Genomic DNA, 24236 nt, shown 5'->3' with positions numbered 1-24236 from the left:
ACTCTGCGCGCTTGCGCGCTGTGCTTCTCAAACCCTTTGGTCACGCGGCATTGGCCACAGCCCGACCAGCAACAACAGTGCCGCCACGGCCAGGAATGGCAAGCGTGGATCGAGGGCATACACCAGGGTGCCGGCCAGCGGCCCGATCACCGCGCCCATGCCTTGGGCTGCGCCAATGGAGCCGGCCGTGGCGCCTTGTTCGGAGGCGTGCATGGCATTGGCTGCCAGCGCGGAAAACGCCGGGAACACGAAGCCCATACCCGCAGCCGCGACAAAGTAGCAAGCCCACAGCCAGGGCGCTGTTGCCGCCAGCGAGCCGCAAGCAAAACCCAGGGCCGACACCGTGGCGCCAACCCGGATCATCTTCAGCGGCGGCCATTCCAGCTGGCGCAGCAGTACCTGCGCCAGCATCAGCGCCACGCCCACCGTGGTCAGGGCGATACCGGCGGCCTGGGCGGCTTCGGCAGGGCCCAGGTGCAGACGGTCGAGGGCGAAGAACCCAACGATGATCTGCGACACGGTGACGCTGAGCATGGCGCTGAACGCAACCAGCAAGGGCCGGCGCAGGCGCGGGTCGTTCAACCGCACCGGGCTGGGGGCATGGCTGTTGGGTAGCGCCTGGGGCTTGAGGGTGAACAACAGGACGAGAAAGGCACTGGCTGGCAGCAGTGACATGATATGGAACGGCAGGCTCAGGCTATGCCGCGCCAGCAGCGCCGCCAGCGCAGGGCCCACCACCAGGCCAACGGCGTTGGCCGCCCCTAGCGAGGCCATGGCCCTGGTCCGGCGTTGCGGTTCGACATGGTCGGCGATCAGCGCATTGCAGCCCACCGGGATGGCGGCATAGAAGGCGCCGATGCAGGCACGTGCGACCATCAGGCCGATGAAGGCCACGGTAGCCCCCGGCAACCAGCGCAGTGCGCCTTCGACAAACAGGCACAGCAGCCAGTAAGCCAGGGTGAAACCGGCGCTGCCCAGCAGCAGCACGCGCCGCCGGCCCAGGCGGTCTGCCGCGCGCCCCCAGGGCCGTGCCAACAGTACCCAGACCACGCCTGCCACAGTCACGGCGGCACCGCCTTGCCAGGTGGCCATGCCAAGCTGGCGGGCAATTGGGCCGATCAGTGCGACGAAGGCCATCATCGACATGGTGCAGGCCATGTTGGCCAGCAGCAATGGGCGCAAGTCCAGGGTGCTGGCCGGTAGAAGGGTGGCAGGATCCTTTGCAACGTTCATTAGGCAGTCCAGGACAGTACGGCAGTTAAAAGCCGATCTTGTTAAGAATTATTATCGATTGTCAAACCCTGGGCCGCCACGGATCATTCGCCGCGGCGCAGGGGGCCAGGCCACATGCTACGCAACACACCGTCGCGGCGCACCCACGCGTGCATCAAGGCCGCGCCTACATGCACCAGCACCGTGGCGAACAGCAGGTAGCCGGCCCAGCCATGCGCCTGGCGCAGCACGGCATACAGCTGCAGGTTGTGCGGGGCGATGGCGGGCAAGCCCAGCGGGCGAGGGTAGTCGCCAGCCGACAGCATCGCCCAGCCCAACAGTGGCATGGCCAGCATCAGGCCATAGAGCAACAGGTGCGAGGCCCCGGCGGCCCAGCGCTGCAGCGTTGGCAGGTCACGCGGCAAGGGTGGGTGAGGCAAGGCCAGGCGCACGGCGATGCGCAACACTACAAGCACCAGCAAGGCCAGGCCGGTGGCCTTGTGCAGCCCGATCAGCACAGGGTGGCGCGGCGACAAGTCGGCGACCATGCTCACACCTATGAACAGCATGGCGAGGATCAACACGGCCATCAGCCAGTGCAGCAGGCGGGCGAGGGGGTGGAAGGCTTGCGGTTTCATGGGCGGGCTCCAGTGCTGAGCGATTCACGGCTGCGGCGGTTGAAGGATTCCGAATAGGCAGCAGAGCGGGCGGCGAGGATCGGGTCGGCGGACGCCTCTATACCCTGGGGCAGGATCAGCGGATCGAAATTGAGGTCGCGGCAGGCCCCTCGTTCGGGCGCATCGACTTGCTCCAGCACCAGCGTGCCGGCGTCCACGCTGCGCCGTTCGGCAGGCCAGGGGCTGGCGGGGTCGTCCACCGCATCGCCAGGTTCGGCCAGCACCAGGCGTAGCGTCCAGCGCAGCGGGCCTTGGTCCAGGCGCTGTTTCAGGTCATGCTGCAGGAACTGTTTGTCATCGACCTGGGTGGGTAGCGCAGCAAACTCGGCTTGTGGCTCCAGCTGCCAACGCACCGGGTGGGCTGCGCCACTGGCGTCGATCAGGCGGAAGGCATTGATGCTGTGGTACTGGGTACTGGCAAAACTGTTGCTGGGCTTGTAGCCCGCTGCCCATTGGCGAAACGCCGCGCTTTCCGGGTGGGCGGCGAAGAACGCCTGCATCTTGGCCGGGTCCGGTTTGCCGGTGGCCGGGTTCGGCGCGCCTGCCAGCACTTGCTCATAGAACCCTTGAGGTGTGCTGACCGCCAGCACTGGCGGGTTGTTCATGCCAGTGCGCCAGACCTGCCCGTCATCAGTACTCAATTGTATGGCCAGGCTGCGCACCGGAATGCCGGTATCCGGTGCGAACGGGTTGGCGCCACCAATGGCGAAACGGCCTATCACCGGCACCCGCGTCTGGCTGAACACACGCGCCGTGGACAGGTTGGCGGCCTGCCCGCTGGCCTGGAAGTAGCCGCTGACGCACAGGCCCTTGGCGTGGTTCTTGCGGTAGCCTGGGTAATGCCCGGCCTGGGCTTCGAAGGTGTCGATGATGCGTTGTGGCGTCAGCCGGCTTTCGCCAAGCCAGCCGGCGGCATAAGCAAAGCCGGCACCTGCAGCCAGCATCACGGCGCCGATGGCGGCCAGGCGCAAGGCCTTGGCCGGGCCGTGCAAAGGTGAGTTCATGGTCATCGTCCGGTTCAGTGAAGGTGCCGGTACGACGGGGCAGGGAAAAACTTATTCCCTCGCGGGGAATAGAATTTCTTCACAGGCGTCTGCCCTTTACACTGACAACCCCAGAGGCCGGGACCTAGCCATGCACGATCTGGACGACCACCAGTGGCGCGAGCTGCTTGCCCGCCTGCGCCGTTTTGCGGTGTGGCTGACCCGCGAGCCGGGCAGCGCCGACGACCTGGTGCAGGCCACGGTCGAGCGGGCCTTGAGCCGGCGCGACCAGCAACGCGACGCCGATGCCCTACGTGCGTGGCTATTTACCATTCTTTATCGGCTGTTCCTCGACGGCAAACGCCGTGACCGCCTGCATGCGCGCTGGCTGTCCTGGTTCGGCCGCGCTGAGCGCGAGGATGAGCCGGTCGGCGACAACCTTGAGGCCATTGTCCTGGCCCAGGCCGATTTGCAGGCGTTCGCCCGGCTGACGGCCGAGCAGCGAGCCTTGTTGTTGCTGGTCAGCATCGAAGGTTTGAGCTACAAGGAGGCCGCCCAGGCCTTGAGCATCCCCATCGGTACTGTGATGTCGCGCTTGTCGCGCGCCCGCAATGCCTTGCGCGAACTGACCGAGGGCAACCCCCAGCCCCCGGCCTTGCGGAGATTGAAATGACGCGCCTGATCCCCAGTGAAGACGAATTGCACGCTTACGTCGATGAGCGCCTGGAGCCTGTGCGCCGGGCCGAGGTGCAGGCCTGGCTGGCGGCCAACCCACAGGCTGCGGCACGGGTGGAAGGCTGGCGTGCCGACGCGCGCCGGCTGCGTACAGCGCTGGCCGGCTTTGCTGAATCGCCCGCGGCGGCGCAACTGGAACTTGGGCCGTTGCGCCGGCAATTGCGCCAGCGTCGCCAGCGGCGCTGGGCCACGGCGGCGGTGTTGCTGCTTGCCTTGGGCGTGGGTGGCTTGGGCGGTTGGCAGGTGCGCGATGCAACCCTGGCGCGCGTCGATCTGCCCATGGCTGATGCCGTTCAGGCACACCGCTTGTTCGCGGGGAGCGAGGCGCTGGATATCCAGGCCAGCGACCCTGGGCAGTTGCGCGACTGGCTGGGGCGCCACTTCAGCCGTGTGGGCCAGTTGCCAGACCTGGCGGGCTATGGCTTCAAACCGGTAGGTGCGCGCCTGCTCAGCAACGAACAGGGGCCTGCGGCATTGCTGGTGTTTGAAGATGGCAAGGGCCAGCGCATCAGCCTGTTCCTGCGCTCACCGGGTGAGCAGTACCGGCGCATGCCCGACGGGCAGCGGGTCGATGGCCAGCTGGAGGCGCGCTACTGGTCGCATGGGGCTTACAACTTTGCCCTGGTCAGCGCGGCGGATGATGTGCGCGGGGCGGGGGTAGGGGAGGCGTTGCGGTTGGGGTTGTGAGTAGGGGGGCTCAAGGCAAGCACCTCAGGCCCCACCACTAACCTCAGCTCAGCTCCAACCAGATCGGCGCATGGTCCGACGGCTTTTCCATCCCGCGCAGTTCATAGTCCACGCCCGCCGCCTTGATCCGTGGTACCAAGTGCTGCGAGGCCATGATCAGGTCGATGCGCAGGCCGCGCTTGGGGTCGTCCTCGAAACCACGGCTGCGATAGTCGAACCAACTGAAGCGGTCAGTCACCTCCGGGTACAGGTGGCGGAAGCTGTCCACCAGGCCCCAGCCTTTCAAACGCTCCATCCACTCACGCTCTTCCGGCAGGAAGCTGCACTTGCCGGTCTTGAGCCAGCGCTTGGCATTGTCCGGGCCGATGCCGATGTCGCAGTCCTGCGGCGAGATGTTCATGTCACCCATCACCAGCAGTGGCTGGTCGTTGCGGAACTGGCCTTCCAGCAATGCCTGCAGGTCGCTGTAGAAGCGCTGCTTGGCCGGGAACTTGGTGGGGTGGTCGCGGCTCTCGCCCTGGGGGAAGTAGCCGTTCATGATGGTGATCGGGTTGCCGTCGGCATCGGCGAAGGTGCCCCAGATGAAACGGCGCTGGGCGTCTTCTTCATCGGTGGCAAAGCCCTTGTGCAGGCTCAGCGGTGCCTGGCGCGACAGCAGGGCTACGCCGTAGTGGCCTTTCTGACCGTGGTAATGCACGTGGTAACCCAGCGCCTGCACGTCGGCCAGCGGGAACTGATCGTCGCTGACCTTGGTTTCCTGCAGGCCGATTACGTCCGGCTGGTGCTTTTCGATCAGCGCCGCCAGCTGATGCGGGCGCGCCCGCAGGCCGTTGATGTTGAAACAGACGATCTTCATGGAAAGATGATCCCGGTAAAAGGCGCGATGCTAGCCGACATCGCCCGCCATCACCAGCATGGCGGCTTCGGGGCGCTGCTGCTAACGTGCTGTAGGGGGTGAACGATGCGTGGTAAGGCACCTCCAAGGCTCTGTACGCCCATTCCAGGAGGTCTGCCCGCAATGCCCGAAACCACAGCCGCTCAGGCGCGTGTCTGCCTGCTAGATGATGGTTACAGCCGCGAGGCACGTTCGCTGTTGTACAACGCCTACCGCCACGAACCAACCTTCGCCTATATCTTCGAGGCCCAGCGCCCAGGGTACGAGCGACGCCTGCGGGTTATGGTGCGCGAGTGGGTCCGCCAGCATTTCTACCTGCAATTGCCCGCCATCGGCCTGCTGGTGGACGACCGCCTGATTGCCTTGGCGCTGATCGTGCCGCCGCTGCGCCGGCTGGGCGTGGCCGATAGCTGGGCCTGGCGCCTGCGCATGTTGCTGGGCACCGGCCAACGCTGCACGCGCCGCTACATGGACTACCAGGCTGCCTTGGCAACTTGCCTGCCTACCGACAAGGTGCATGTGTTGCCGCTGCTAGGGGTACACCCGCAATTTCAGGGTAAGCAGTACGGTGAGCAATTGTTGCAAGCGGTGCACGACTGGTGCGCGGACGACCCAAGCACCCAGGGTGTGGTGCTGGACACCGGCAATGAGCATTACCTGGCCTTTTACCAGCGCCAGGGCTACGAGGAAATTGGCGAGGTCGCTGTAGGACCAATCCGAGAGAGGGTGTTTTTTCATCCCAATCCGGTTTCATCAAGTTCCGCTTTTGCCTGAGCAGGCCGCCGGGCGGCTCCCTTGAGCGCCTGGCTCTGGTAGCATGCGCCGCATGACGTATTCAGGAAGATTGACCTGGGGCCTGGTTTTCTGGGCCGCCAGTTTCGCAGCATGGGGCCAGAGTGAGTTGCTGGTGAAGGTAAAACCGGCCAACAAGGCGCTCAAGGCTAATGTCGAAGGCTATATCGGTACCCTTGGCGACCGCGATGAAGAAGCGCTGCTGCGCTTCAGTCGCGGCGCCCAGGAGCAGGCGCGCAAAGCCGCGCAGGCACTTGGCTACTACCAGGCGCAGATCGATACCGAGGTCAAGCCCGCCAGTGCCGCTGACCATTCCCCGCAACTGATCATCACCATCAACCCAGGCGAGCCGATTCGCCTGCGTAACGTGACCGTGCGCATCGAAGGCCCGGCTAGCGAGATGAAGGCCTTCCGCGTGCCTGACAGCAAGGCGCTACGCACGGGCGAACAACTCAACCACGGCCATTACGAAGACGCCAAGCGGCTGATCCAGAACCAGGCATCGCGCTATGGCTTCTTCAACGGGCGATTCAGCCGCCAGCGCCTGGCGGTCGACCCCCAGGCGGGCGTGGCCGATATCGAACTGGTCTACCAGAGTGGCCCGCGCTATCGGCTGGGTGCCGTTACCTTCGGTGGCGACACACCACTGGACGACGACCTGCTGCAGCGCATGGTGTCGTTCAAGCCGGGTACGCCCTACGACTCGGAATTGATCGCCGAACTGAACAATGACCTGCAATCGAGCGGCTATTTCGAAGGCGTGCGCGTGGATGCGGCGCCCACCGCCGCCGTTGGCGAAGAGGTCCCGGTGGATGTCCGCCTGGAAACCCGCAAGCCACGCACCATGGGCCTGGGCCTGGGCTTCTCGACCGACGTCGGGCCACGTGCCAAGGCCAACTGGACCCGCCACTGGGTCAACCCACAGGGCCACAGCTATGGTTGGGAAACCGAACTGTCGGCGCCCCGGAAAAACGTTGGCCTGTGGTACGACATTCCCCTCGACCCGCCGCTGACCGACAAATTGCGCTTCGCCGGCGGCTACCAGAACGAGGAAATTGCCGGTACCGACACCCTCAGTAAACTGCTGACGGTCGGCCCCGAGTGGCACAGCAAGCTGCCCAGTGGCTGGCAGCGGGTGATTTCGCTCAAGTACCAGCGCGAGGAATATCGGCTGGGCGATGACTCCGGGTTGAGCAACCTGCTGATGCCTGGCGTGAGCTATTCCTTTCTGCGCAGTGACAACCGCATCGACCCGCACAACGGTTACCGCCTGCAGTTCGATGTACAGGCGGCCAAGGAAGGGTTGGTTTCCGACACCAACCTGTTGCACGGCAACGTGTTGCTCAAGGGCCTGACCACGCTTGGCCACAACCACCGCTTGCTTGGCCGCGTGCAGTTCGGCGGCAGCGCGACCAATGGCTTCAAGAACAACATCCCGCCGTCGCTGCGCTTCTTCGCCGGTGGCGACCAGAGCGTGCGTGGCTACGACTACCAGACCCTGTCGCCGAAAAACAGCGACGGCGACCGCATTGGCGGGCGCTACCTGGTGGCTGGCAGTGTCGAGTACCAGTATTCGCTGACTGAAAAGTGGCGGCTGGCAACCTTCGTCGACCAGGGCAACTCGTTCAACAACCTTGAGCTGCCCAGCCTCAAGACCGGTGTCGGTTTTGGTGTGCGCTGGGTTTCGCCGGTCGGGCCGCTGCGCCTCGACCTGGCCAAGGCGCTGGATGACGAAGGGGGCATTCGCCTGCACTTTTCCATGGGACCTGAGCTTTGAAACGCGTAATCAAATACATCCTGCTGGGCCTGCTCGGGGCAGTCGCGAGCCTGGTCCTGGCACTGGGCTTTTTACTGGGTACCGAGGCTGGCAGCCGCTGGGCGCTAGGCAAGGTGCCCGGGCTTGAGGTGGCTGATTTCCAGGGCCGCCTGGCAGGCAGCTGGCAAGCCAGCCGGTTGAGCTGGGCAGACGCTGGCAGCAAGGTAGAAGTGCAGGCACCGTTATTGGCTTGGTCGCCTGCTTGCCTGCTGCGCGCCACCTTGTGTATCGACCAGTTGCAGGCACAACGTATCGACATGGCGTTTGCACCAAGCACCGAGCCGGCCGACAGCGGCCCGCTGCAGTTGCCCGCCTTGCGTTTGCCGCTGGCCATCGAACTAGGTGAAGTCAAGCTTGGCCAACTGCGCCTGGATGGTAGTGACCTGCTCGGTGACCTGCAACTGGCGGCACATTGGACTAACACCGGGTTGCGCATCGATAGCCTGCATGTGCAGCGCGACGACCTGCAATTGAACCTGCAGGGCGACCTGCAGCCCGAAGGTGACTGGCCGGTGCAACTCCAGGGCCAGCTGCAACTGCCTGCGGTAGAGGGCAAAGCGTGGCAGCTGGCGCTGACCGCCACTGGTGAGTTGCAAAAGACGCTTAAGCTTGCAGGTACCAGCAGCGGTTACCTCGATGCCACGTTGAGCGGGCAGTTGCAGGCGTTGGCCGAACACCTGCCGGCGACCTTACAGATCCGTTCCGAGGCCTTCAAACCGGCTGGCTCGCTGCCTGATACCTTGCAGTTGAACCAACTCAAGCTTGATGCCAAGGGCGACCTGCTCAAGGGTTATCAATTGTCAGGCTCGGCCAATCTGCCGGCCGAGCAGGCGCCTATCGCCCTGATCTTGTCCGGGGTGGTCGACAGCAAAGGGGCCAAGCTCGATGCCCTGGACCTGAACGCCAGCGATACCCAGCGCGTCAAGCTGCAAGCCACGGCCGATTGGCAAAACGGCCTGACCGCCGACGCCCAGCTGGACTGGCAGGACTTCCCGTGGTTGCGCCTGTACCCATTGGAGACGCCGCCCGAGGTCACGCTCAAGCGCTTCAATGCCCAGGTGCACTACCGCGATGGCAGCTACCAGGGCACCTTCAATGGCGACCTGGACGGGCCGGCGGGGGCGTTCAACCTGGCCAGCCCGTTCGAAGGTGACCTGGGCCAGGTGAAGTTGCCGCAGTTGGCGCTGAGCGCCGGGCAAGGTAAGGCCGCCGGCAGTGTCGCCGTGCGCTTTGCCGACACCTTGGCATGGGATGTCGACTTGCAGCTGTCGGCACTCGACCCGGCCTATTGGCTGGCCGAGCTGCCGGGCACCCTGGCGGGGCCACTGCGCAGCAAAGGCGAGATGAAGGGTGACGCACTGACCCTTGATGCCCAGCTTGACCTGAAAGGCCGCCTGCGTGGCCAACCGGCGCTGCTCAAGGTCGAGGCACAGGGGGCAGGGCAGAGTTGGACGTTGGGTTCGCTGGCAATCCAGCTGGGTGACAACCGCATCAACGGCAGTGGCAGCCTGCAGCAGCGCCTGGCCGGGCGGGTCGACCTCGACCTGCCGCGCCTGGGCCAGCTGTGGCCAAGGCTGCAAGGCCAGGTCAAGGGCCGGCTGGATGTTGCCGGCACCTTGCAGGCACCGCAAGGTACGCTGACCCTGCAGTGCCAGCGCTTGGCACAGGCCGAAAACCGCCTGCAACAGCTGGACCTGGATGCGCGCCTGGACAACGCCCAACGCGGTGTGATCGAACTCAAGGCCAGCGGCATCCACCTGGGTGACACGGCATTGGGTACGTTGCAGGCCAACGGCAAAGGCGACATTCGCCAGCAAGCCCTGAGCCTGGCGCTGGATGGCCCGCAACTCAAGCTCGACCTTGGCCTGGATGGCCAGTTGAACAAAGGTGACTGGCGCGGGCGCCTGGCCAGCGGGCGTATCCAGGCCGGTGGCCAGGACTGGCAGTTGCAAGCGCCGGCACGCCTGCAGCGCTTGGCCAGCGGCCAGCTGGATTTTGGCGCCCACTGCTGGCGCTCCGGCCAGGCCAGCCTATGTGGCGAAGACCAGCGCCTGGCCCCCGAGCCGCGCCTGCGCTATCACCTCAAGCAGTTCCCGCTGACCAGCCTGGCCCAGTGGCTGCCGAAGGACTTCGCCTGGCAGGGCCTGCTCAATGCCGACATCAACCTGGACATCCCGGCCAGCGGCCCCAAAGGCAGTATCGTCGTCGACGCCAGTGGCGGCACCCTGCGCGTGCGCGACAAAGGCCGCTGGATCGATTTCCCATACCAGGCCCTGCGCGTGGATAGCACGCTGGCACCACGGCGCATCGATACGCGCCTGGCTTTCCGCGGCGAGCGCCTGGGAGAGCTGAACGTCAATGCTCGCCTCGACCCACTGGGCAAGAACAAGCCGTTGTCGGGTGATTTCCGCCTGGCTGGGCTGGAGCTGTCGGTGGCTCGTCCGTTCGTGCCAATGGTCGAACGCCTGGCCGGGCAGCTCAATGGCAGTGGCCGGCTGTCGGGCACTTTGCTGGCACCGCAGGTCAACGGCAACCTGATGCTCAGTGGCGGCGAAGTCAGTGGTGCCGAGCTGCCGGTCAGCCTCGAGGACCTGTCATTGCAGGCGTTGATTGCCGGTGAGCAGGTACAGCTCAACGGTGGCTGGCGCAGTGGTGAGGCGGGGCGGGGCCAGTTGAGTGGCAACCTCACCTGGGGCCAGGCACTGGGCATGGACCTGCGCCTGCAAGGCCAGCAACTGCCGGTTACGGTTGAGCCTTATGCAACGTTGGAGGTTGCTCCGGACCTGACCTTGCGCCTGGTCGACGACAAGCTGGCAGTGACCGGCAAGGTGCAGGTGCCCAAGGGCAAGATCACCGTGCGCGAGCTGCCACCGTCCACCGTCAAGGTGTCGGATGACACGGTGATCGTCGGCCACCAGACCGAAGAGGGCAAGCCACCCATGGCGATGGCCATGGATATCGATGTCGAAGTGGGCCGCGAAAAGCTGTCGTTCAGTGGCTTTGGCCTCACCGCCAACCTGCTTGGCCATGTGCACATCGGCGACAATCTCGACACCCGCGGCGAGCTGAGCCTGGCCGACGGCCGCTACCGTGCCTACGGCCAGCGCCTGACTATCCGGCGCGCGCGGCTGCTGTTCGCCGGCCCACTCGACCAGCCGTACCTGGATATCGAAGCAATCCGCAAGGTTGACGACGTGATTGCCGGTATCCGCCTGAGCGGCAGCGCCGAGCAGCCCACCACAAAGGTGTTCTCGGAGCCGGCCATGAGCCAGGAACAGGCCCTTTCGTACCTGGTATTGGGGCGGCCTTTGGGTACCTCTGGCGAAGACAACAACATGCTCGCCGAGGCAGCGCTGGGCCTGGGCCTGGCGGGTAGCGCCGGCATTACCGGCAGCCTGGCTTCAAGCCTGGGGATCGATGATTTCCAGCTGGATACCGAAGGCTCGGGCAATACCACCAGCGTGGTCGCCAGCGGCAACCTCACCGAGAAACTGAGCCTGCGCTATGGGGTGGGAGTGTTCGAGCCCGCCAACACCATTGCGTTGCGCTACAAACTGAGCAAGAAGGTTTACCTCGAGGCCGCCAGCGGGCTGGCCAGTTCACTGGACATCTTCTACAAGCGCGACTTCTAAGCCGGCGCCGGGGTGGCCATCAACGAACGGTGGCCGCCTCGATGAATTCATTGGTGTCGGGCGACGGCGGCGGGCTGGGGGCACGTACCGGAATGATCAGGCTGGTGTATTCCTCGATTAGCCGGTTCAGTGCTTCTGGTGGTTCGCTGGCCTGGAACTGCATGCGGATCTGCACTTCGTCCGGGTCACGGTTTTCACCCTGACGGCCCTGGCCGCCGATGGTCACCTTGAAGCTGGCGGCCTTGCTTTCGCCAGCAGTCAGCAAGGCCTGTTGCGCTTCAGTGCCTTTGACCCGCACCGACAGGTCGACCTGCATGCGTTCCAGGGCCAGGCCCTTGGGCGATACCAGCGCGAACAACGGCACGCGCATGACGTGCTGGCCGTCCATGGCAACCTCGACCATCTTGGCCTTCATCGGGGCGCCCAAGGCCTCGGTGTCGCACTCGAAAAACTGGTCGAACAAGTTGATGTATTGCTGGGCGATCAGGCTATTGGTGGCGCTGGCGGCTTCTTGCAGGCCACGGGTGATCTCCCGCAGGTCGATGGAGGTCATGGGGGCGGGGGACTTGTCCATTGATACGACTCCTCAGGCCAATAGGGGCCCCCTGTTGGCCAGGGGGCTGTTTCGTCAAGGGCGGAGCGTATCAAGGGTTGCTGCCACCTGGCGGTGGGTTGTTATTGGCGGCAGGGTCTTTCAAGGTGTCCTTCTGCGATATTTCGTCCGGGCTCTCCAGTGTGGCGCCTTTGACGACAGTTGGCTTGGTCGCCGCATCGGTCAGGAACTCGATCACCCTCATCACTGCTTCAGGCGGCTCCTGGCGTTTCAGGGTGGTATTGAATGCGTAGCGGGCGCGGGTGTCGGTCTTGCGCGTTTGCGAGGACTTGTGGCTGACGCTGCCTCTCACGTTCAGCTTGAACGGCCCCCAACCCAGTGAGCCACCTACGCTTGCGTTCATGTCCGTGCTGGATGTGTCTTCCGACATCTGGTTGATGATCAGCTCGAACTCGACATTGCCTTCTTCGATGGTAATGTTCGGGTGGGTGATGGCCGCCAGCAGCGGCACTTTCATGGTCTTGCTGACTACGCCCTTGTACTCGCCCTGTTCGTCGACGATGGTTTCGTCGTAGTCGAACTGGATGGCTACTGCCTTGCCGTCCTGGACGCACACCTGCATCAGGAAGTCGGCATACGATTTACTGGCGGTTACCTGTGCCTGGACCATGGCCTGCAGGGGGCCGGCGATCATGCGGTCCATCGGCAGGGCATTGATGACCGAGCCGATGAGGCTGTTGTCTATCGACATGTTGGGGTGCTCTTTCTAGTGGGGGTAAGGTAGCCGCCAATGGCGGCCACGGTGCTTGGGCTTCAGCGCACGCAAGGCTCTTGGCGACGGATGTTGCCGATCTGGCGCAGGCTAAGGCCGTACTTGTTGGCCAGCAGGCTGCGTGACAAGCCGTTGGCGCTTTCCTTCTGGATCTGCAGGTTGCGCAGTTGGCGCAGGAAGTGGTCGGCCTTGGGGATCTCCAGGGCGACACCGGCAAAGCGTTTGATCAGCGCGTCGAGCGCTTCGGCCGGCAGTATGTCGGCGAGCTTGGTGCGCTCACGGTGCTTGGGGATGTACTTGGGCCTGCCGCCGTAGGTGCTGGTCAGCTGGTAGGCGTTGTCGATGCCGATACAGTCGATCAGGGCCTGCAACGAGTGGGGCAGTTGGCTGATATCGATCTGGCTCAAATCTGGCAAATGCATATGGCGCTCCTTCGGGATGGGTGGGATGTGCGACCCGATCACCAGCGGCGTTATGTCGAAGGTGTGAGCAAATTTTCTGCGACAGCCTAGGCGCGTCGCTAGGCGGCATAAGGGTTGGGGGTTGTAGTTTCGGTGAACAGGCTTTGCAGGCAGCGTTATCCGGCGTTGTAGGAAACGGCGTCGATATTTGGCTGTGTCTGGTGATTTCCCGACAGATCACTTCCTGCATCGCTAGCTGGGGCCGGTAACCCTCAATCGCACGGATAGCTGTTCAGCAAGCTGGCGCTGCGCAAGTAGGCTTGGGGGGTGTCGCGCATGCCTTGTGGCAACGTGCGCCAGTCAACCAGCAAGCACAGCGCATGCAGCGCCTGCCCGTTGCGCTGGCCGATGACCTGGCCGGCAAAGCTGCGGCGGTACAGGGCCTGGGTCTGCTGCAGCGCCTGTACCTGGTCGGCCTCGGCCAAGGTTTGCCGGGCCAGCTCGGGTAGCCGGGCGGAAGGCACGCTGAAATGTATGGGGGCACCATCGGCCTGCAGGTAGCCGGCCTGGCGCACGCGCTGCCACAATTGTTGCCATTGGCTGGCACCCGCGTGCGCAGCCAACTCGCGGCCCAGGTCGAGCAGTTGTTCGGCAGGGGTCTGGCGGGTGTCCAGTGCATAAAGGGGAAAGGGCGTGAGAAACAGGGATGCGAACAGCAGGGGTTTGTACATGATGCCTCCGGCATGGGTACTCGGGAGCCCCATGCTTTCAGGCTGGCGCCGCCCCACCCAGCAGGAAATGCAGCGCCGGGGCCGGCGGGCGTTGTATCATTGTCGCGGCTCGTTGCGAGCCATTTGCCCCTGATGTTGCAAGGAACCTTCGATGACACACGTGCAGCGCCTCAAATATTCACTTCTGATCATTCTGGTGGTACTGGGCCTGATGCTGGGCCTGTCCCACCTGCAGAAGCAGGGCACGATCAGTGAGCAGACCTTCCAGATGCTGGCCATCGCCATCGCCGTGGTGGTCGTGGTAATCAACGGCATTCTGCGACGCAAGGTCAAGCCCTGACCTGTGCGGGCCGGCCAGGCATGGCCGGCCATGCGCTCAGCGTGAAGGCGTTTGCTCCAGCATGGCGCGCGCCTGGGGGTTGAGGCTGTAGCATTTGTCGCTGCCCAGCTGGATGACGCCTTCGGCGCACAGCCGCTTGAGCACTTCGCGCACGCTAAGGAACGACAGCGGAATATCCAGCTGCTCCAGTTGTGCGTGCACGCCGCGCACACCAATGCTGCGGCCATTACGGTCGGCGGCGTGCAAGGCGTCGATCACCTTGAGGCGGATCAGGCTGGTGCGCAGGCCGAAGCTGCGCAACAGCTCACGGATCTGCTCGTTGCCAATGCGCTCATCAGCAAGAACGTCCTGTTCCCTGGGCGCTCTGCCAGGGGCTCGCCCGGCCTGGATCGAGGGTTGCGGGTTGTACATGTGAATGCTCCTTTTCGTGGACGAACCCGAAATGTGGGTGCCTCACTTACTAGGACGAATGAGAACGCAAAAACTGCAACCCACTCGTGAAAAAAATGCCTGTTTCTCATCAAGACGTTCCATCGGCTTGTAATACGTAAAGTTTTCATCTGGCCATTCGTCAGATCGGGATGACCCCCGAACCCGAGGAGTGCCCGTGTTTCCACTTTCCCGTCCCATGACTTGCGCTGGCCTGGCTGCCGCGCTGGTGGCCTTCAGCGTTGGCGTACAGGCGCAGAGCACCGGCGAAGCCAGTGCGCAGATTCGCCGAACCAGTTACGGGGTGCCGCATATCGTGGCCAAGGATGAGCGTGGCCTGGGCTATGGTGTCGGCTACGCCTACGCCCAGGACAACCTGTGCCTGCTGGCCAATGAAGTGCTGACCGTCAGTGGTGAGCGCTCACGCTACTTCGGTGCCAAGGGCAAGACCCTGGAACAGCGTGGTAACCTGGCCAGCGACCTGTTCTTCAACTGGCTCAACAACCCGGCGGCAGTCGCTGCGTTCTTGCAGGCGCAGCCAGCACCGGTGCAGGCTCTGCTGGCAGGCTACGCCAGCGGTTACAACCGGGCCTTGGCCGAGCGCCGCAGCCAAGGCTTGCCCGCCGAGTGTGGCAATGGCGAGTGGGTGCGACCCATTACCAGTGAGGACCTGGTCAAACTGACCCGCCGGTTGCTGGCCGAGGGTGGTGTCGGGCAGTTCGTCGAGGCTGTGGCGGGGGCGCAACCGCCAAACCTGACCAGCCAGCAGGCGCCGGCGGGCTTCGCTGTGGCGCTGGCCCGGCAAGAACGCTTTGCCACGGAGCGCGGCAGCAATGCCGTAGCCGTCGGGGCACAGCGCTCCGCCAATGGCCGCGGCCTGTTGCTGGCCAACCCGCATTTCCCGTGGATGGGTGGCATGCGCTTCTACCAGATGCAACTGACCATTCCTGGCCAGCTCGATGTGATGGGCGCGGCTTTGCCCGGCCTGCCGATGGTCAACATCGGTTTCAACCAGCACCTGGCCTGGACGCACACCGTCGATACCTCCAAGCACTTCACCCTGTACCGATTGCAACTCGATCCCAAGGACCCGACCCGTTACCTGCTCGATGGCCAATCGCTGCCGCTGGCCCGGCAAACCATTAGCGTTGCGGTAAAAGCCGAGGATGGCAGCCTGAGCCAGGTAGAGCGGCAGGTCTACAGTTCGCAGTTCGGCCCGGTGGTGCAATGGCCAGGCCGCCTGGACTGGGATGCGCATGCGGCCTACAGCTTGCGCGACGCCAACCTTGAGAATACCCGGGTGTTGCAGCAGTGGTACCAGATCAACCGTGCTGACAGCCTGGCGACATTGAAGGGCTCGGTCGAGCAGCTGCAGGGCATCCCTTGGGTCAATACGCTGGCCGTGGACCAGGCGGGGCGGGCCTTGTACCTGAACCAGTCGGTAGTGCCCTATGTCGATCAGCAGCTGCTGGACAGCTGCAGCAACCCGCAGGCGCAAGGGCGCTTGGTGGTGCTGGATGGTTCACGCAGTGCGTGCCAGTGGAAAGTCGATGCGCAGGCGGCGCAGCCGGGTATCTTCCCTGCACGGTTGCTACCGAGCCTTGAGCGCGAAGACTACGTGCAGAACTCCAACGACCCGGCCTGGCTGGCCAACCCGGCGCAGCCGCTGACCGGTTTTTCACCTTTGGTCAGCCGCAATGACCAGCCGCTGGGCATGCGTGGCCGCTTTGCCCTGCAACGCTTGCAGGGTAGCGCCCGCTTGGGTGTCGATGAGCTGCAGCGCATGGTGACCGAAGACGAGGTGTACCTGGCCAGCCTGGTACTGCCGGATCTGCTGCAGTGGTGCAAAGGTGCCGGCGCAGACGTGCAGGCCGTGTGCAGCAGCCTGGCGGCCTGGAACGGCAAGGCCGACCTCGACAGTGGCATTGGCCTGGTGCACTTCCAGAACCTGTTCAATGCCTTGGCCGATCACCCGCAAAGCTGGCGGGTGGCCTTCAATCCCGCCGACCCGCAGCACACCCCACGCGGTTTGGCGGTCGAGCAGGCCGCCGTGCGCAAGCTGGTACACGAAGCCGCGTTGGCATCGCTCAAGCAGGTAACCGAGAGCGGTGTAGCGGGGGAGGCAAAGTGGGGGCAGGTACAGCAAGCTCTCGATGGTACGCCGGTACCGGGTGGCCCGCAGGCGTTGGGCGTGTACAACGCGATCTACAGCGTACCGCACGGGCAGGGCAAGCGGCTGGTGGTCAGTGGTACCAGCTACTTGCAACTGGTCAGCTTTACCGACAAGGGGCCAGAGGCGCGAGGTTTGCTGGCGTTTTCCCAGTCAAGCGAAGCGGCGTCGGCGCATGCCAGTGACCAGACCAAGGCGTTTGCGGCCAAGCAACTGGCGGTGATTCCGTTTACCGAGGCGCAGATCAAGGCTGACCCGCAGTACCGGGAAGTGTTGATCAGTGAAGGGGACAAGGGGGCAGTGGCGCAGCAGTAAGGCATGCTGGCCTCTTCGCGGGCTTGCCCGCTCCCACAGGTACTCCACAAGTTTTGGAACTCGTGCGATATCTGAGGGAGCGGGCAAGCCCGCGAAGAGGCCGGTCCTGCAAAACCTGCCAGGTCAGGAAAACTCGAACGGCGCTAGCTGAAAGCCTTGCTCGTCAACCTGCAAGGCCCAACCCCGGCGGTCCCAGTCACCCAGCACGATGCGCCGCGCCGGTTGCCCGTCGACCACCAGCTTGTGGATCGCCGGCCGGTGGGTATGGCCATGCACAAGCGTGCGCACGCCATGCGCCGCCATCACCTTTGGCACTTCCTCCGGTGTGACATCGACGATCTCGGTGGACTTCATCCGCGTTTGCGTGCGGCTTTCGCTGCGCAGCTTGCGTGCCAGCTTGTAGCGGGCCGATAGCGGCAAGTGGCGCAAGATCCACAAACTCAGCGGGTTGCGCAGCAAACGGCGCATTTTCATGTAGCCCAGGTCGCGAGTGCACAAGGTGTCGCCATGCATCAGCAGCACCTGTTCACCGCCCAGCTCGATCACGCAGGGGTCGCTCAATAACGTGCAGCCCGCCGCGTTGCAGAATGCCTGGCCAATCAGGAAGTCACGGTTGCCATGCATCAGGTAGATGGCCGTGCCGCTGTCGCTCAGCCGGCGCATGGCCTGGCAGATCGACTGCTGGAAGGGCGTCATGGCATCGTCGCCAATCCACGCTTCGAAGAAGTCGCCAAGGATGTACAGCGCCTTGGCGTGGCGGGCACGGCCATCGAGCAGATCAAGAAACGCCCGGGAAATGTCCGGGCGTTCTTCTTGCAGGTGCAGATCAGAGATCAGCAGGATCACTCAATGATCTCGGCTTTCTCGATGATCACGTCGTCTTTTGGTACGTCCTGGTGGCCAGCCTTGGAACCGGTGGCGACCTTCTCGATGGCGTCGACGATTTCACGGCCTTCGATCACTTCACCGAACACGGCGTAGCCCCAGCCCTGCACATTCTTGCCGCTGTGGTTGAGGAAGTCGTTGTCGGAGGCGTTGATGAAGAACTGTGCCGAGGCAGAGTGCGGCTCCATGGTGCGGGCCATGGCGATGCTGTACTTCTTGTTCTTCAGGCCGTTGTCGGCTTCGTTCTGGATGCTGGCGCGGGTTTTCTTCTGGCTCATGCCAGCCTCGAAACCGCCGCCCTGGATCATGAAGCCCTTGATCACGCGGTGGAACACGGTGCCATTGTAGTGGCCTTCCTTGACGTACTGAACGAAGTTTTCGGTAGTCAGCGGCGCTTTCTCGGCGTCCAGTTGCAGGACGATGTCGCCGTGGTTGGTGCTCAGTTTGACTTTGGACATGCTGAAACTCGCTCTTTCAAGGCAATCAGAAATTGGGGTGCGCAGGGCGCGGGTTATCACCTGACGCAGGATCAGGCGATCACGACACATGGCGCGCACCGGCCATTTTGCCAGGCTGCGGCAAAAAGCCGTGATAAATCACGCCAGTTTGTCCGGGCCCGACTGTCAGCAGCTTGACTGCTTCGGCTATGATAGGCCCTTTGATTCAATCGGCCTACCCAGGCCGGACACGTGCATTCAAGGATCCTATGAGCAAGCCCACTGCCGACAACGCGCCCAACGCCGCTGCCAAAGGCGCCCCCGCTGTCCCTGCGAACTTCCTGCGGCCGATCATCCAGGCCGACCTGGACTCGGGCAAGCACAGCAGCATCGTCACCCGTTTCCCGCCGGAGCCCAATGGTTACCTGCACATCGGCCACGCCAAGTCGATCTGCGTCAACTTCGGCCTGGCCAAGGAATTCGGGGGTGTCTGCCACCTGCGTTTCGATGACACCAACCCGGCCAAGGAAGACCAGGAATACATCGACGCCATCCAGAGCGACGTCAAATGGCTGGGCTTCGACTGGGCCGGCGACGTGCGTTATGCCTCCGACTACTTCGACCAGCTGCATGACTGGGCCGTTGAACTGATCAAGCGTGGCAAGGCCTATGTTTGCGACCTGACCCCTGATCAAGCCAAGGAATACCGCGGCAACCTCAAGGAGCCGGGCAAGAACAGCCCGTTCCGCGAGCGCAGCGTGGAAGAAAACCTCGACCTGTTCGCCCGCATGAAGGCCGGCGAGTTCCAGGACGGCGAGCGCGTGCTGCGGGCCAAGATCGACATGGCCTCGCCGAACATGAACCTGCGCGACCCGATCCTGTACCGTATCCGCCATGCCCACCACCACCAGACCGGTGACAAGTGGTGCATCTACCCCAACTACGACTTCACCCACGGCCAGTCGGACGCCATCGAGGGTATCACCCACTCGATCTGCACCCTGGAGTTCGAAGGGCACCGTCCGCTGTACGACTGGTTCCTCGACAACCTGCCGGTACCGGCACACCCGCGCCAGTACGAGTTCAGCCGCCTGAACCTGAACTACACCATCACTTCCAAGCGCAAGCTCAAGCAGCTGGTCGACGAAAAGCACGTCGAAGCCTGGGACGACCCACGCATGTCGACCCTGTCGGGCTTCCGTCGCCGTGGCTACACCCCGGCCTCGATCCGCAACTTCTGCGAAATGATCGGCACCAACCGTTCCGACGGCGTGGTCGACATGTCGATGCTCGAGTTCAGCATCCGTGACGACCTGGACCGCACCGCACCGCGCGCCATGTGCGTGCTGCGCCCGCTGAAAGTGGTCATCACCAACTACCCGGAAGGCCAGGTCGAGCAGCTTGAGTTGCCGCGCCACCCGAAGGAAGACATGGGCGTGCGCGTGCTGCCGTTCTCCCGCGAGCTGTACATCGACCGTGACGACTTCATGGAAGAGCCGCCAAAGGGCTACAAGCGCCTGGAGCCGGCCGGTGAAGTGCGCCTGCGCGGCAGCTACGTGATCCGCGCCGACGAAGCGATCAAGGACGCCGACGGCAACATCGTCGAACTGCGTTGCTCGTACGACCCGGACACCCTCGGCAAGAACCCTGAAGGCCGCAAGGTCAAGGGCGTTATCCACTGGGTGCCGGCCGAAGGCAGCGTAGAGTGCGAAGTGCGCCTGTATGACCGCCTGTTCCGCTCCGCCAACCCGGAGAAGACCGAAGATGGCGGCAGCTTCCTCGACAACATCAACCCGGATTCGCTGCAAGTGCTCAGCGGTTGCCGTGCCGAGCCGTCGCTGGCCCAGGCGCAGCCCGAGGACCGCTTCCAGTTCGAGCGCGAAGGCTACTTCTGCGCCGACCTGAAAGACAGCCAGCCGGGCCGCCCGGTGTTCAACCGCACTGTCACCTTGCGTGACTCCTGGGGCAGCTGAGGAACCGCCGTGCTTACCATCTACAACACCCTGAGCAAAGCGAAGGAAACCTTCAAGCCGCTGGATGGCAACAAGGTGCGCATGTATGTGTGCGGCATGACCGTGTACGACTACTGCCACCTGGGCCACGGCCGCAGCATGGTGGCCTTCGACCTGGTTACCCGCTGGCTGCGCAAGAGCGGCTACGAGCTGACCTACGTGCGCAACATCACCGACATCGATGACAAGATCATCAACCGCGCCAACGAGAACGGCGAAAGCTTCGACGCGCTCACTGCCCGCATGATCGACGCGATGCACGAAGACGAGCGCCGCCTGAACATCCTGCCGCCGGACCAGGAGCCGCGTGCCACCGACCATATCGCCGGCATGCACGCCATGATCCAGACCCTGATCGACAAGGGTTACGCCTACGCCCCGGGCAATGGCGACGTGTACTACCGCGTCGGCAAGTTCGTCGGTTACGGCAAGCTGTCGCGCAAGAAGATCGAAGACCTGCGCATCGGTGCACGCATCGAGGTCGATGAGGCCAAGCAGGACCCGCTGGACTTCGTGCTGTGGAAGGGCGTCAAGCCAGGCGAGCCAAGCTGGGAATCGCCATGGGGCCCGGGCCGTCCGGGCTGGCATATCGAGTGCTCGGTGATGTCCACCTGCTGCCTGGGCGAAAGCTTCGACATCCACGGCGGCGGCAGCGACCTGGAGTTCCCGCACCACGAGAACGAGATTGCCCAGAGCGAGGCGGCCACTGGCAAGCAGTACGCCAATGCCTGGATGCACTGCGGCATGATCCGTATCAACGGCGAGAAGATGTCCAAGTCGTTGAACAACTTCTTCACCATCCGCGACGTGCTCGAGAAGTACCACCCGGAAGTGGTGCGCTACCTGCTGGTGGCCAGCCACTACCGCAGCGCGATCAACTACTCCGAAGACAGCCTGCGTGACGCCAAGGGCGCACTGGAGCGCTTCTACCACGCCCTGCGCGGCTTGCCACGCGTGGCGGCCAAGGGTGGCGAGGAGTTTGTCGAGCGTTTCAGCGTGGCGATGAACGACGACTTCGGCACCCCCGAAGCCTGCGCCGTGCTGTTCGACCTGGTGCGCGAGATCAACCGCCTGCGCGACAGCGACTTGGATGCTGCTGCCGGCCTGGCCGGTCGCCTGCGTGAGCTGGGTGATGTGCTGGGAGTGCTGCAGCTGGAAGCCGATGACTTCTTGCGTGCTGGTGCCGAAGGCAAGGTTGACGCCGCTGAGGTCGAGGGCTTGATCCAGGCGCGCCTGCAGGCGCGTGCGGACAAGAACTGGGCCGAGTCGGATCGCATTCGCGACCAGCTGACCGCCATGGGCGTGGTGCTGGAAGACAGCAAGGGTGGTACTACCTGGCGTCTGGCTGACTGATCGGTGCAATGGGGGCCGCTTTGCGGCCCATCGCGACACAAGGCCGCTCCTACAGGAATTACGCAAGCATTGAATGCGGCGCCGTTCCTGTAGGAGCGGCCTTGTGTCGCGATGGGCTGCAAAGCAGCCCCGCTTTTATTTACCTGGCCCCACAAGCGGGCAGTGCAATACCAGCTTTGCCCCACCCAACTGGCTCTCGCCAATCTCCAGCCCGAACCCATGCAGGTCGACGATCGCCGCAACGATCGACAGCCCCAGCCCGAACCCGGCATGGCGGTGGCCTTCATCGCTGCGGTAGAAGCGCTTCAGCACCGCGGTCCGCTCTTCCTCCGGAATGCCCGGCCCGCTGTCCTCGATAGCCACGTGCACGCCGTTGTCGCCCTGCGCGGCGGTAATCCGCACCTGCCCACCTTCGGGCGTGAACTTGATGGCGTTACCTACCAGGTTGGCCAACGCCTCGAACAACAGTTCGCGGTCGCCGTGCAGCGCCGGCAATTGCGCAGGTTGGTGCAGTTCCAGGTGAATGCCGCCATCTTCGGCCAACGGCAGGTAAAAGTCGTGCAACTCGACGAGTAGATCATGCGGATCAAGCTGAACGAAGCCGGCGCGGCGCTGGCGGTCTTCCAGTTCGCTGATGCGCAGCAACCCGCGAAAACGCGCCATCAGGGTGTCGGTTTCACCGATGGCCTGGTCCAGCGCCTCGGCTTGCGCAGAGTCCACGTCGCTCTGCTGGCGAATCCGGTACAACTGGGCGCGCAGGCGGGTCAGTGGGGTGCGCAGGTCATGGGCAATGTTGTCGCACACGCCCTTGACCTCGTGCATCAGCCGCTCGATGCGGTCGAGCATGGCGTTGACGATGGCAGCCAGCATGTCCAACTCGTCGCGCCGGGCCGAAAGCGGCAGACGGTGGGTCAGGTCGCCAGCGACGATCAGCTCGGCCTGGGCCTGGATCGCGCGGATCCGCTTCAGTGGCCGGCGCCGTAGCAGGTACCAGCCGGCAAAGCCCGGGATCAGGGTGAGCGATATGCCCCAGAGCAGCGCGTGCAGGATGATGCGGGTGACCACGAACAGCGAGCCGTTGTCACGTACCAGCACCAGCCAGCGGCCATCCTGCACCTTGATCGCCACCGCATCGCAGCTGTCGCGGGGCATGCGCGGGTCGTCGGCATCCAGGCAGCGTTTCAGTTCATGGATCTTGCCGTCCAGCCCAAGTTCTGGAGGCAGGGTGCGCACACTGCCACCCATCGGGTTGAGCTGGGTGTCGAACAAGCCATAGGCGTCAAAGCTACGTTCTTCGAAGGCCTGGCTGGCGATCAGGGCGTCATCCAGTTGCTTGCCGCTCATGTGCGCGAACAAGTGCTGGCGCTGCAGCATGGAGTGGCGGGTGAGTTTGTTCAGGTAGCTGGATACCTCGAAGTACAGCACCCCCATGAGGATGCTGCTCCAGGCTACGAACAGAAAGCTGTACAACGCCAACAGGCGGCTGGTCGAGGAACTCCAGCCCTTAGACGGGTTCAGCAATGGCATAGCCGGAGCCCCGTACCGTACGGATCAACGGCGACTGGCCGGCGGAGTCGATTTTCTTGCGCAGGCGGCCGATATGCACGTCGATCAGGTTGGTGCCCGGGTCGAAGTGGTAGCCCCAGACTTCCTCGAAAATCATCATCCGCGTAATCACCTGGCCGCTGTGGCGCATCAGGTATTCCAGCAGCTTGTACTCGGTAGGCAGCAGGTTGAGGGTATTGTCACCACGGCGCGCCTCGTGGCTGATCAGGTCCAGTTGCAGGTCGGCGACCTGCAGGCGGGTCTGGGTCATGGGCACGCTGTTGCGGCGTAGCAGTACCTCGACCCGTGCGGCCATCTCATCTGAGGCAAATGGTTTGGTTAGGTAGTCGTCACCGCCGGCACGCAGGCCGCGCACCCGCTCGTCGACATCGGAGAGGGCGCTGATCATCAGGATCGGCGTGGCGATCTTGAGGCTGCGCAGGGTCGTGACGATGGTCAGGCCGTCGACCTCGGGCAGCATGCGGTCGAGGGTGATCAGGTCGTAGCCGCCGGCAATGGCCTTGGCCAGGCCTTCACGGCCATTGTCGGCCCAATCCACCTCCAGGCCGTGGCTGGTAAGTTCGGCGACGATTTCCTGGCCGGTGACGGCGTCGTCTTCGATGGTCAGTACGCGAGGCATGCTGGTTCCTGGGCATCTAATAGAGACTTGATTGTGCCAAAGAATAGCCAACCGGCGATTTAAGAAAAATTCATCTAGGTTGTTTGCCTTGTCTGGCCTCTTCGCGGGTAAACTGAACTGGTCAAGTAATTTTGGACACCGGTTAAGGTTCATGCCGCTATCTTGAGCTTTTCCTCCATGGCTACCGGTGTTTCATAGCCGTTGTAGCTGTGGAGGCGCTTGAG

Annotated in this window: 22 protein-coding genes; 9 read left to right on the top strand and 13 right to left on the bottom strand. The window is 63.6% G+C overall.

Features of this window, described 5'->3' with window-relative positions; translation table 11 throughout:
* Positions 1 to 27 precede the first annotated feature (27 nt).
* The 3 genes from ABE456_RS00110 to ABE456_RS00100 all read right to left on the bottom strand — a co-directional run bounded on the left by ABE456_RS00110 (position 28) and on the right by ABE456_RS00100 (position 2899).
* The gene (locus ABE456_RS00110; RefSeq protein ID WP_346642149.1) at positions 28 to 1233 is read right to left on the bottom strand and encodes an MFS transporter; all 1206 of its coding nucleotides are present in this window, start codon (positions 1231 to 1233) and stop codon (positions 28 to 30) included.
* An 83-nt stretch (positions 1234 to 1316) separates the two neighbouring features.
* Positions 1317 to 1850 carry a cytochrome b gene (locus tag ABE456_RS00105; protein ID WP_346642148.1) on the bottom strand — a complete coding sequence of 178 codons (534 nt, stop codon included), beginning with the start codon at positions 1848 to 1850 and terminating at the stop codon, positions 1317 to 1319.
* Positions 1847 to 2899, bottom strand: coding sequence for a catalase family peroxidase (locus ABE456_RS00100; RefSeq protein WP_346642147.1), 1053 nt, complete (start codon positions 2897 to 2899; stop codon positions 1847 to 1849). The genes ABE456_RS00105 and ABE456_RS00100 overlap by 4 nt, the downstream gene beginning before the upstream one ends.
* 124 nt (positions 2900 to 3023) lie before the next feature.
* On the opposite strand from ABE456_RS00100, the gene ABE456_RS00095 reads away from it, so the two are divergent.
* Positions 3024 to 3545, top strand: coding sequence for a sigma-70 family RNA polymerase sigma factor (locus ABE456_RS00095; protein ID WP_346642146.1), 522 nt, complete (start codon positions 3024 to 3026; stop codon positions 3543 to 3545).
* The gene (locus ABE456_RS00090) at positions 3542 to 4294 is read left to right on the top strand and encodes an anti-sigma factor (protein WP_346642145.1); all 753 of its coding nucleotides are present in this window, start codon (positions 3542 to 3544) and stop codon (positions 4292 to 4294) included. Before ABE456_RS00095 ends, ABE456_RS00090 begins: the two co-directional genes overlap by 4 nt.
* 43 nt (positions 4295 to 4337) lie before the next feature.
* Here the strand turns inward: ABE456_RS00090 and xthA are convergent, their stop codons facing one another.
* Positions 4338 to 5150 (bottom strand): exodeoxyribonuclease III, encoded by an 813-nt coding sequence (gene xthA / locus ABE456_RS00085; protein ID WP_346642144.1) that lies wholly within the window; start codon positions 5148 to 5150, stop codon positions 4338 to 4340.
* A gap of 162 nt (positions 5151 to 5312) precedes the next feature.
* Between xthA and ABE456_RS00080 the strand changes: the two genes are divergently transcribed.
* Genes ABE456_RS00080 through ABE456_RS00070 form a run of 3 tightly spaced genes read left to right on the top strand, consistent with a single transcriptional unit; the run spans position 5313 to position 11429 of the window.
* A complete protein-coding gene (locus tag ABE456_RS00080) occupies positions 5313 to 5963 on the top strand; it encodes a GNAT family N-acetyltransferase (RefSeq protein WP_346642143.1) in 651 nt (216 codons plus the stop codon).
* Positions 5964 to 6015: 52 nt separating this feature from the next.
* Positions 6016 to 7758, top strand: coding sequence for an autotransporter assembly complex family protein (locus ABE456_RS00075; protein ID WP_346642375.1), 1743 nt, complete (start codon positions 6016 to 6018; stop codon positions 7756 to 7758).
* Positions 7755 to 11429, top strand: coding sequence for a translocation/assembly module TamB domain-containing protein (locus ABE456_RS00070; RefSeq protein WP_346642142.1), 3675 nt, complete (start codon positions 7755 to 7757; stop codon positions 11427 to 11429). The genes ABE456_RS00075 and ABE456_RS00070 overlap by 4 nt, the downstream gene beginning before the upstream one ends.
* A 19-nt stretch (positions 11430 to 11448) precedes the next feature.
* On the opposite strand, the gene ABE456_RS00065 is transcribed toward ABE456_RS00070, so the two are convergent.
* The 4 genes from ABE456_RS00065 to ABE456_RS00050 form a co-directional block, all read right to left on the bottom strand.
* The gene (locus tag ABE456_RS00065; protein ID WP_346642141.1) at positions 11449 to 12003 is read right to left on the bottom strand and encodes a DUF2589 domain-containing protein; all 555 of its coding nucleotides are present in this window, start codon (positions 12001 to 12003) and stop codon (positions 11449 to 11451) included.
* Between the two features lie 70 nt (positions 12004 to 12073).
* Positions 12074 to 12733 (bottom strand): DUF2589 domain-containing protein, encoded by a 660-nt coding sequence (locus ABE456_RS00060; protein WP_346642140.1) that lies wholly within the window; start codon positions 12731 to 12733, stop codon positions 12074 to 12076.
* Between the two features lie 62 nt (positions 12734 to 12795).
* Positions 12796 to 13176 carry a Mor transcription activator family protein gene (locus tag ABE456_RS00055; RefSeq protein WP_346642139.1) on the bottom strand — a complete coding sequence of 127 codons (381 nt, stop codon included), beginning with the start codon at positions 13174 to 13176 and terminating at the stop codon, positions 12796 to 12798.
* Positions 13177 to 13427: 251 nt separating this feature from the next.
* On the bottom strand, positions 13428 to 13886 hold the full coding sequence (locus tag ABE456_RS00050; protein ID WP_346642138.1) for a hypothetical protein: 459 nt from the start codon (positions 13884 to 13886) through the stop codon (positions 13428 to 13430).
* A 151-nt stretch (positions 13887 to 14037) separates the two neighbouring features.
* On the opposite strand from ABE456_RS00050, the gene ABE456_RS00045 reads away from it, so the two are divergent.
* The gene (locus ABE456_RS00045; protein ID WP_003248064.1) at positions 14038 to 14226 is read left to right on the top strand and encodes a hypothetical protein; all 189 of its coding nucleotides are present in this window, start codon (positions 14038 to 14040) and stop codon (positions 14224 to 14226) included.
* A 36-nt stretch (positions 14227 to 14262) separates the two neighbouring features.
* On the opposite strand, the gene ABE456_RS00040 is transcribed toward ABE456_RS00045, so the two are convergent.
* Positions 14263 to 14637 carry a fe2+ zn2+ uptake regulation protein gene (locus ABE456_RS00040; RefSeq protein WP_346642137.1) on the bottom strand — a complete coding sequence of 125 codons (375 nt, stop codon included), beginning with the start codon at positions 14635 to 14637 and terminating at the stop codon, positions 14263 to 14265.
* Positions 14638 to 14854: 217 nt separating this feature from the next.
* Here ABE456_RS00040 and ABE456_RS00035 point away from each other — a divergent pair, with 217 nt between their 5' ends.
* The gene (locus tag ABE456_RS00035) at positions 14855 to 17140 is read left to right on the top strand and encodes an acylase (RefSeq protein WP_346642374.1); all 2286 of its coding nucleotides are present in this window, start codon (positions 14855 to 14857) and stop codon (positions 17138 to 17140) included.
* A 123-nt stretch (positions 17141 to 17263) separates the two neighbouring features.
* Here the strand turns inward: ABE456_RS00035 and ABE456_RS00030 are convergent, their stop codons facing one another.
* Both ABE456_RS00030 and ABE456_RS00025 read right to left on the bottom strand, forming a co-directional pair.
* Positions 17264 to 17986 carry a UDP-2,3-diacylglucosamine diphosphatase gene (locus ABE456_RS00030; RefSeq protein ID WP_346642136.1) on the bottom strand — a complete coding sequence of 241 codons (723 nt, stop codon included), beginning with the start codon at positions 17984 to 17986 and terminating at the stop codon, positions 17264 to 17266.
* The gene (locus ABE456_RS00025; RefSeq protein ID WP_346642135.1) at positions 17983 to 18483 is read right to left on the bottom strand and encodes a peptidylprolyl isomerase; all 501 of its coding nucleotides are present in this window, start codon (positions 18481 to 18483) and stop codon (positions 17983 to 17985) included. Before ABE456_RS00025 ends, ABE456_RS00030 begins: the two co-directional genes overlap by 4 nt.
* Positions 18484 to 18731: 248 nt before the next feature.
* Here ABE456_RS00025 and ABE456_RS00020 point away from each other — a divergent pair, with 248 nt between their 5' ends.
* Both ABE456_RS00020 and cysS read left to right on the top strand, forming a co-directional pair.
* Entirely contained in the window at positions 18732 to 20435 is a 1704-nt protein-coding gene (locus tag ABE456_RS00020) for a glutamine--tRNA ligase/YqeY domain fusion protein (protein ID WP_346642134.1), read from the top strand.
* A 9-nt stretch (positions 20436 to 20444) separates the two neighbouring features.
* Positions 20445 to 21827: a cysteine--tRNA ligase gene (gene cysS, locus ABE456_RS00015; protein WP_346642133.1), complete on the top strand. Its 1383-nt coding sequence runs from the start codon at positions 20445 to 20447 to the stop codon at positions 21825 to 21827.
* Positions 21828 to 21962: 135 nt separating this feature from the next.
* Here the strand turns inward: cysS and ABE456_RS00010 are convergent, their stop codons facing one another.
* Positions 21963 to 23354 carry a HAMP domain-containing sensor histidine kinase gene (locus tag ABE456_RS00010; RefSeq protein ID WP_346642132.1) on the bottom strand — a complete coding sequence of 464 codons (1392 nt, stop codon included), beginning with the start codon at positions 23352 to 23354 and terminating at the stop codon, positions 21963 to 21965.
* Positions 23332 to 24012 carry a response regulator transcription factor gene (locus ABE456_RS00005; protein ID WP_346642131.1) on the bottom strand — a complete coding sequence of 227 codons (681 nt, stop codon included), beginning with the start codon at positions 24010 to 24012 and terminating at the stop codon, positions 23332 to 23334. Before ABE456_RS00005 ends, ABE456_RS00010 begins: the two co-directional genes overlap by 23 nt.
* Positions 24013 to 24236: the final 224 nt, after the last annotated feature.

Source organism: Pseudomonas sp. TWI929 (assembly GCF_039673335.1).
Lineage (GTDB): Bacteria > Pseudomonadota > Gammaproteobacteria > Pseudomonadales > Pseudomonadaceae > Aquipseudomonas.
This window is presented reverse-complemented; position numbering and strand designations above follow the sequence as displayed.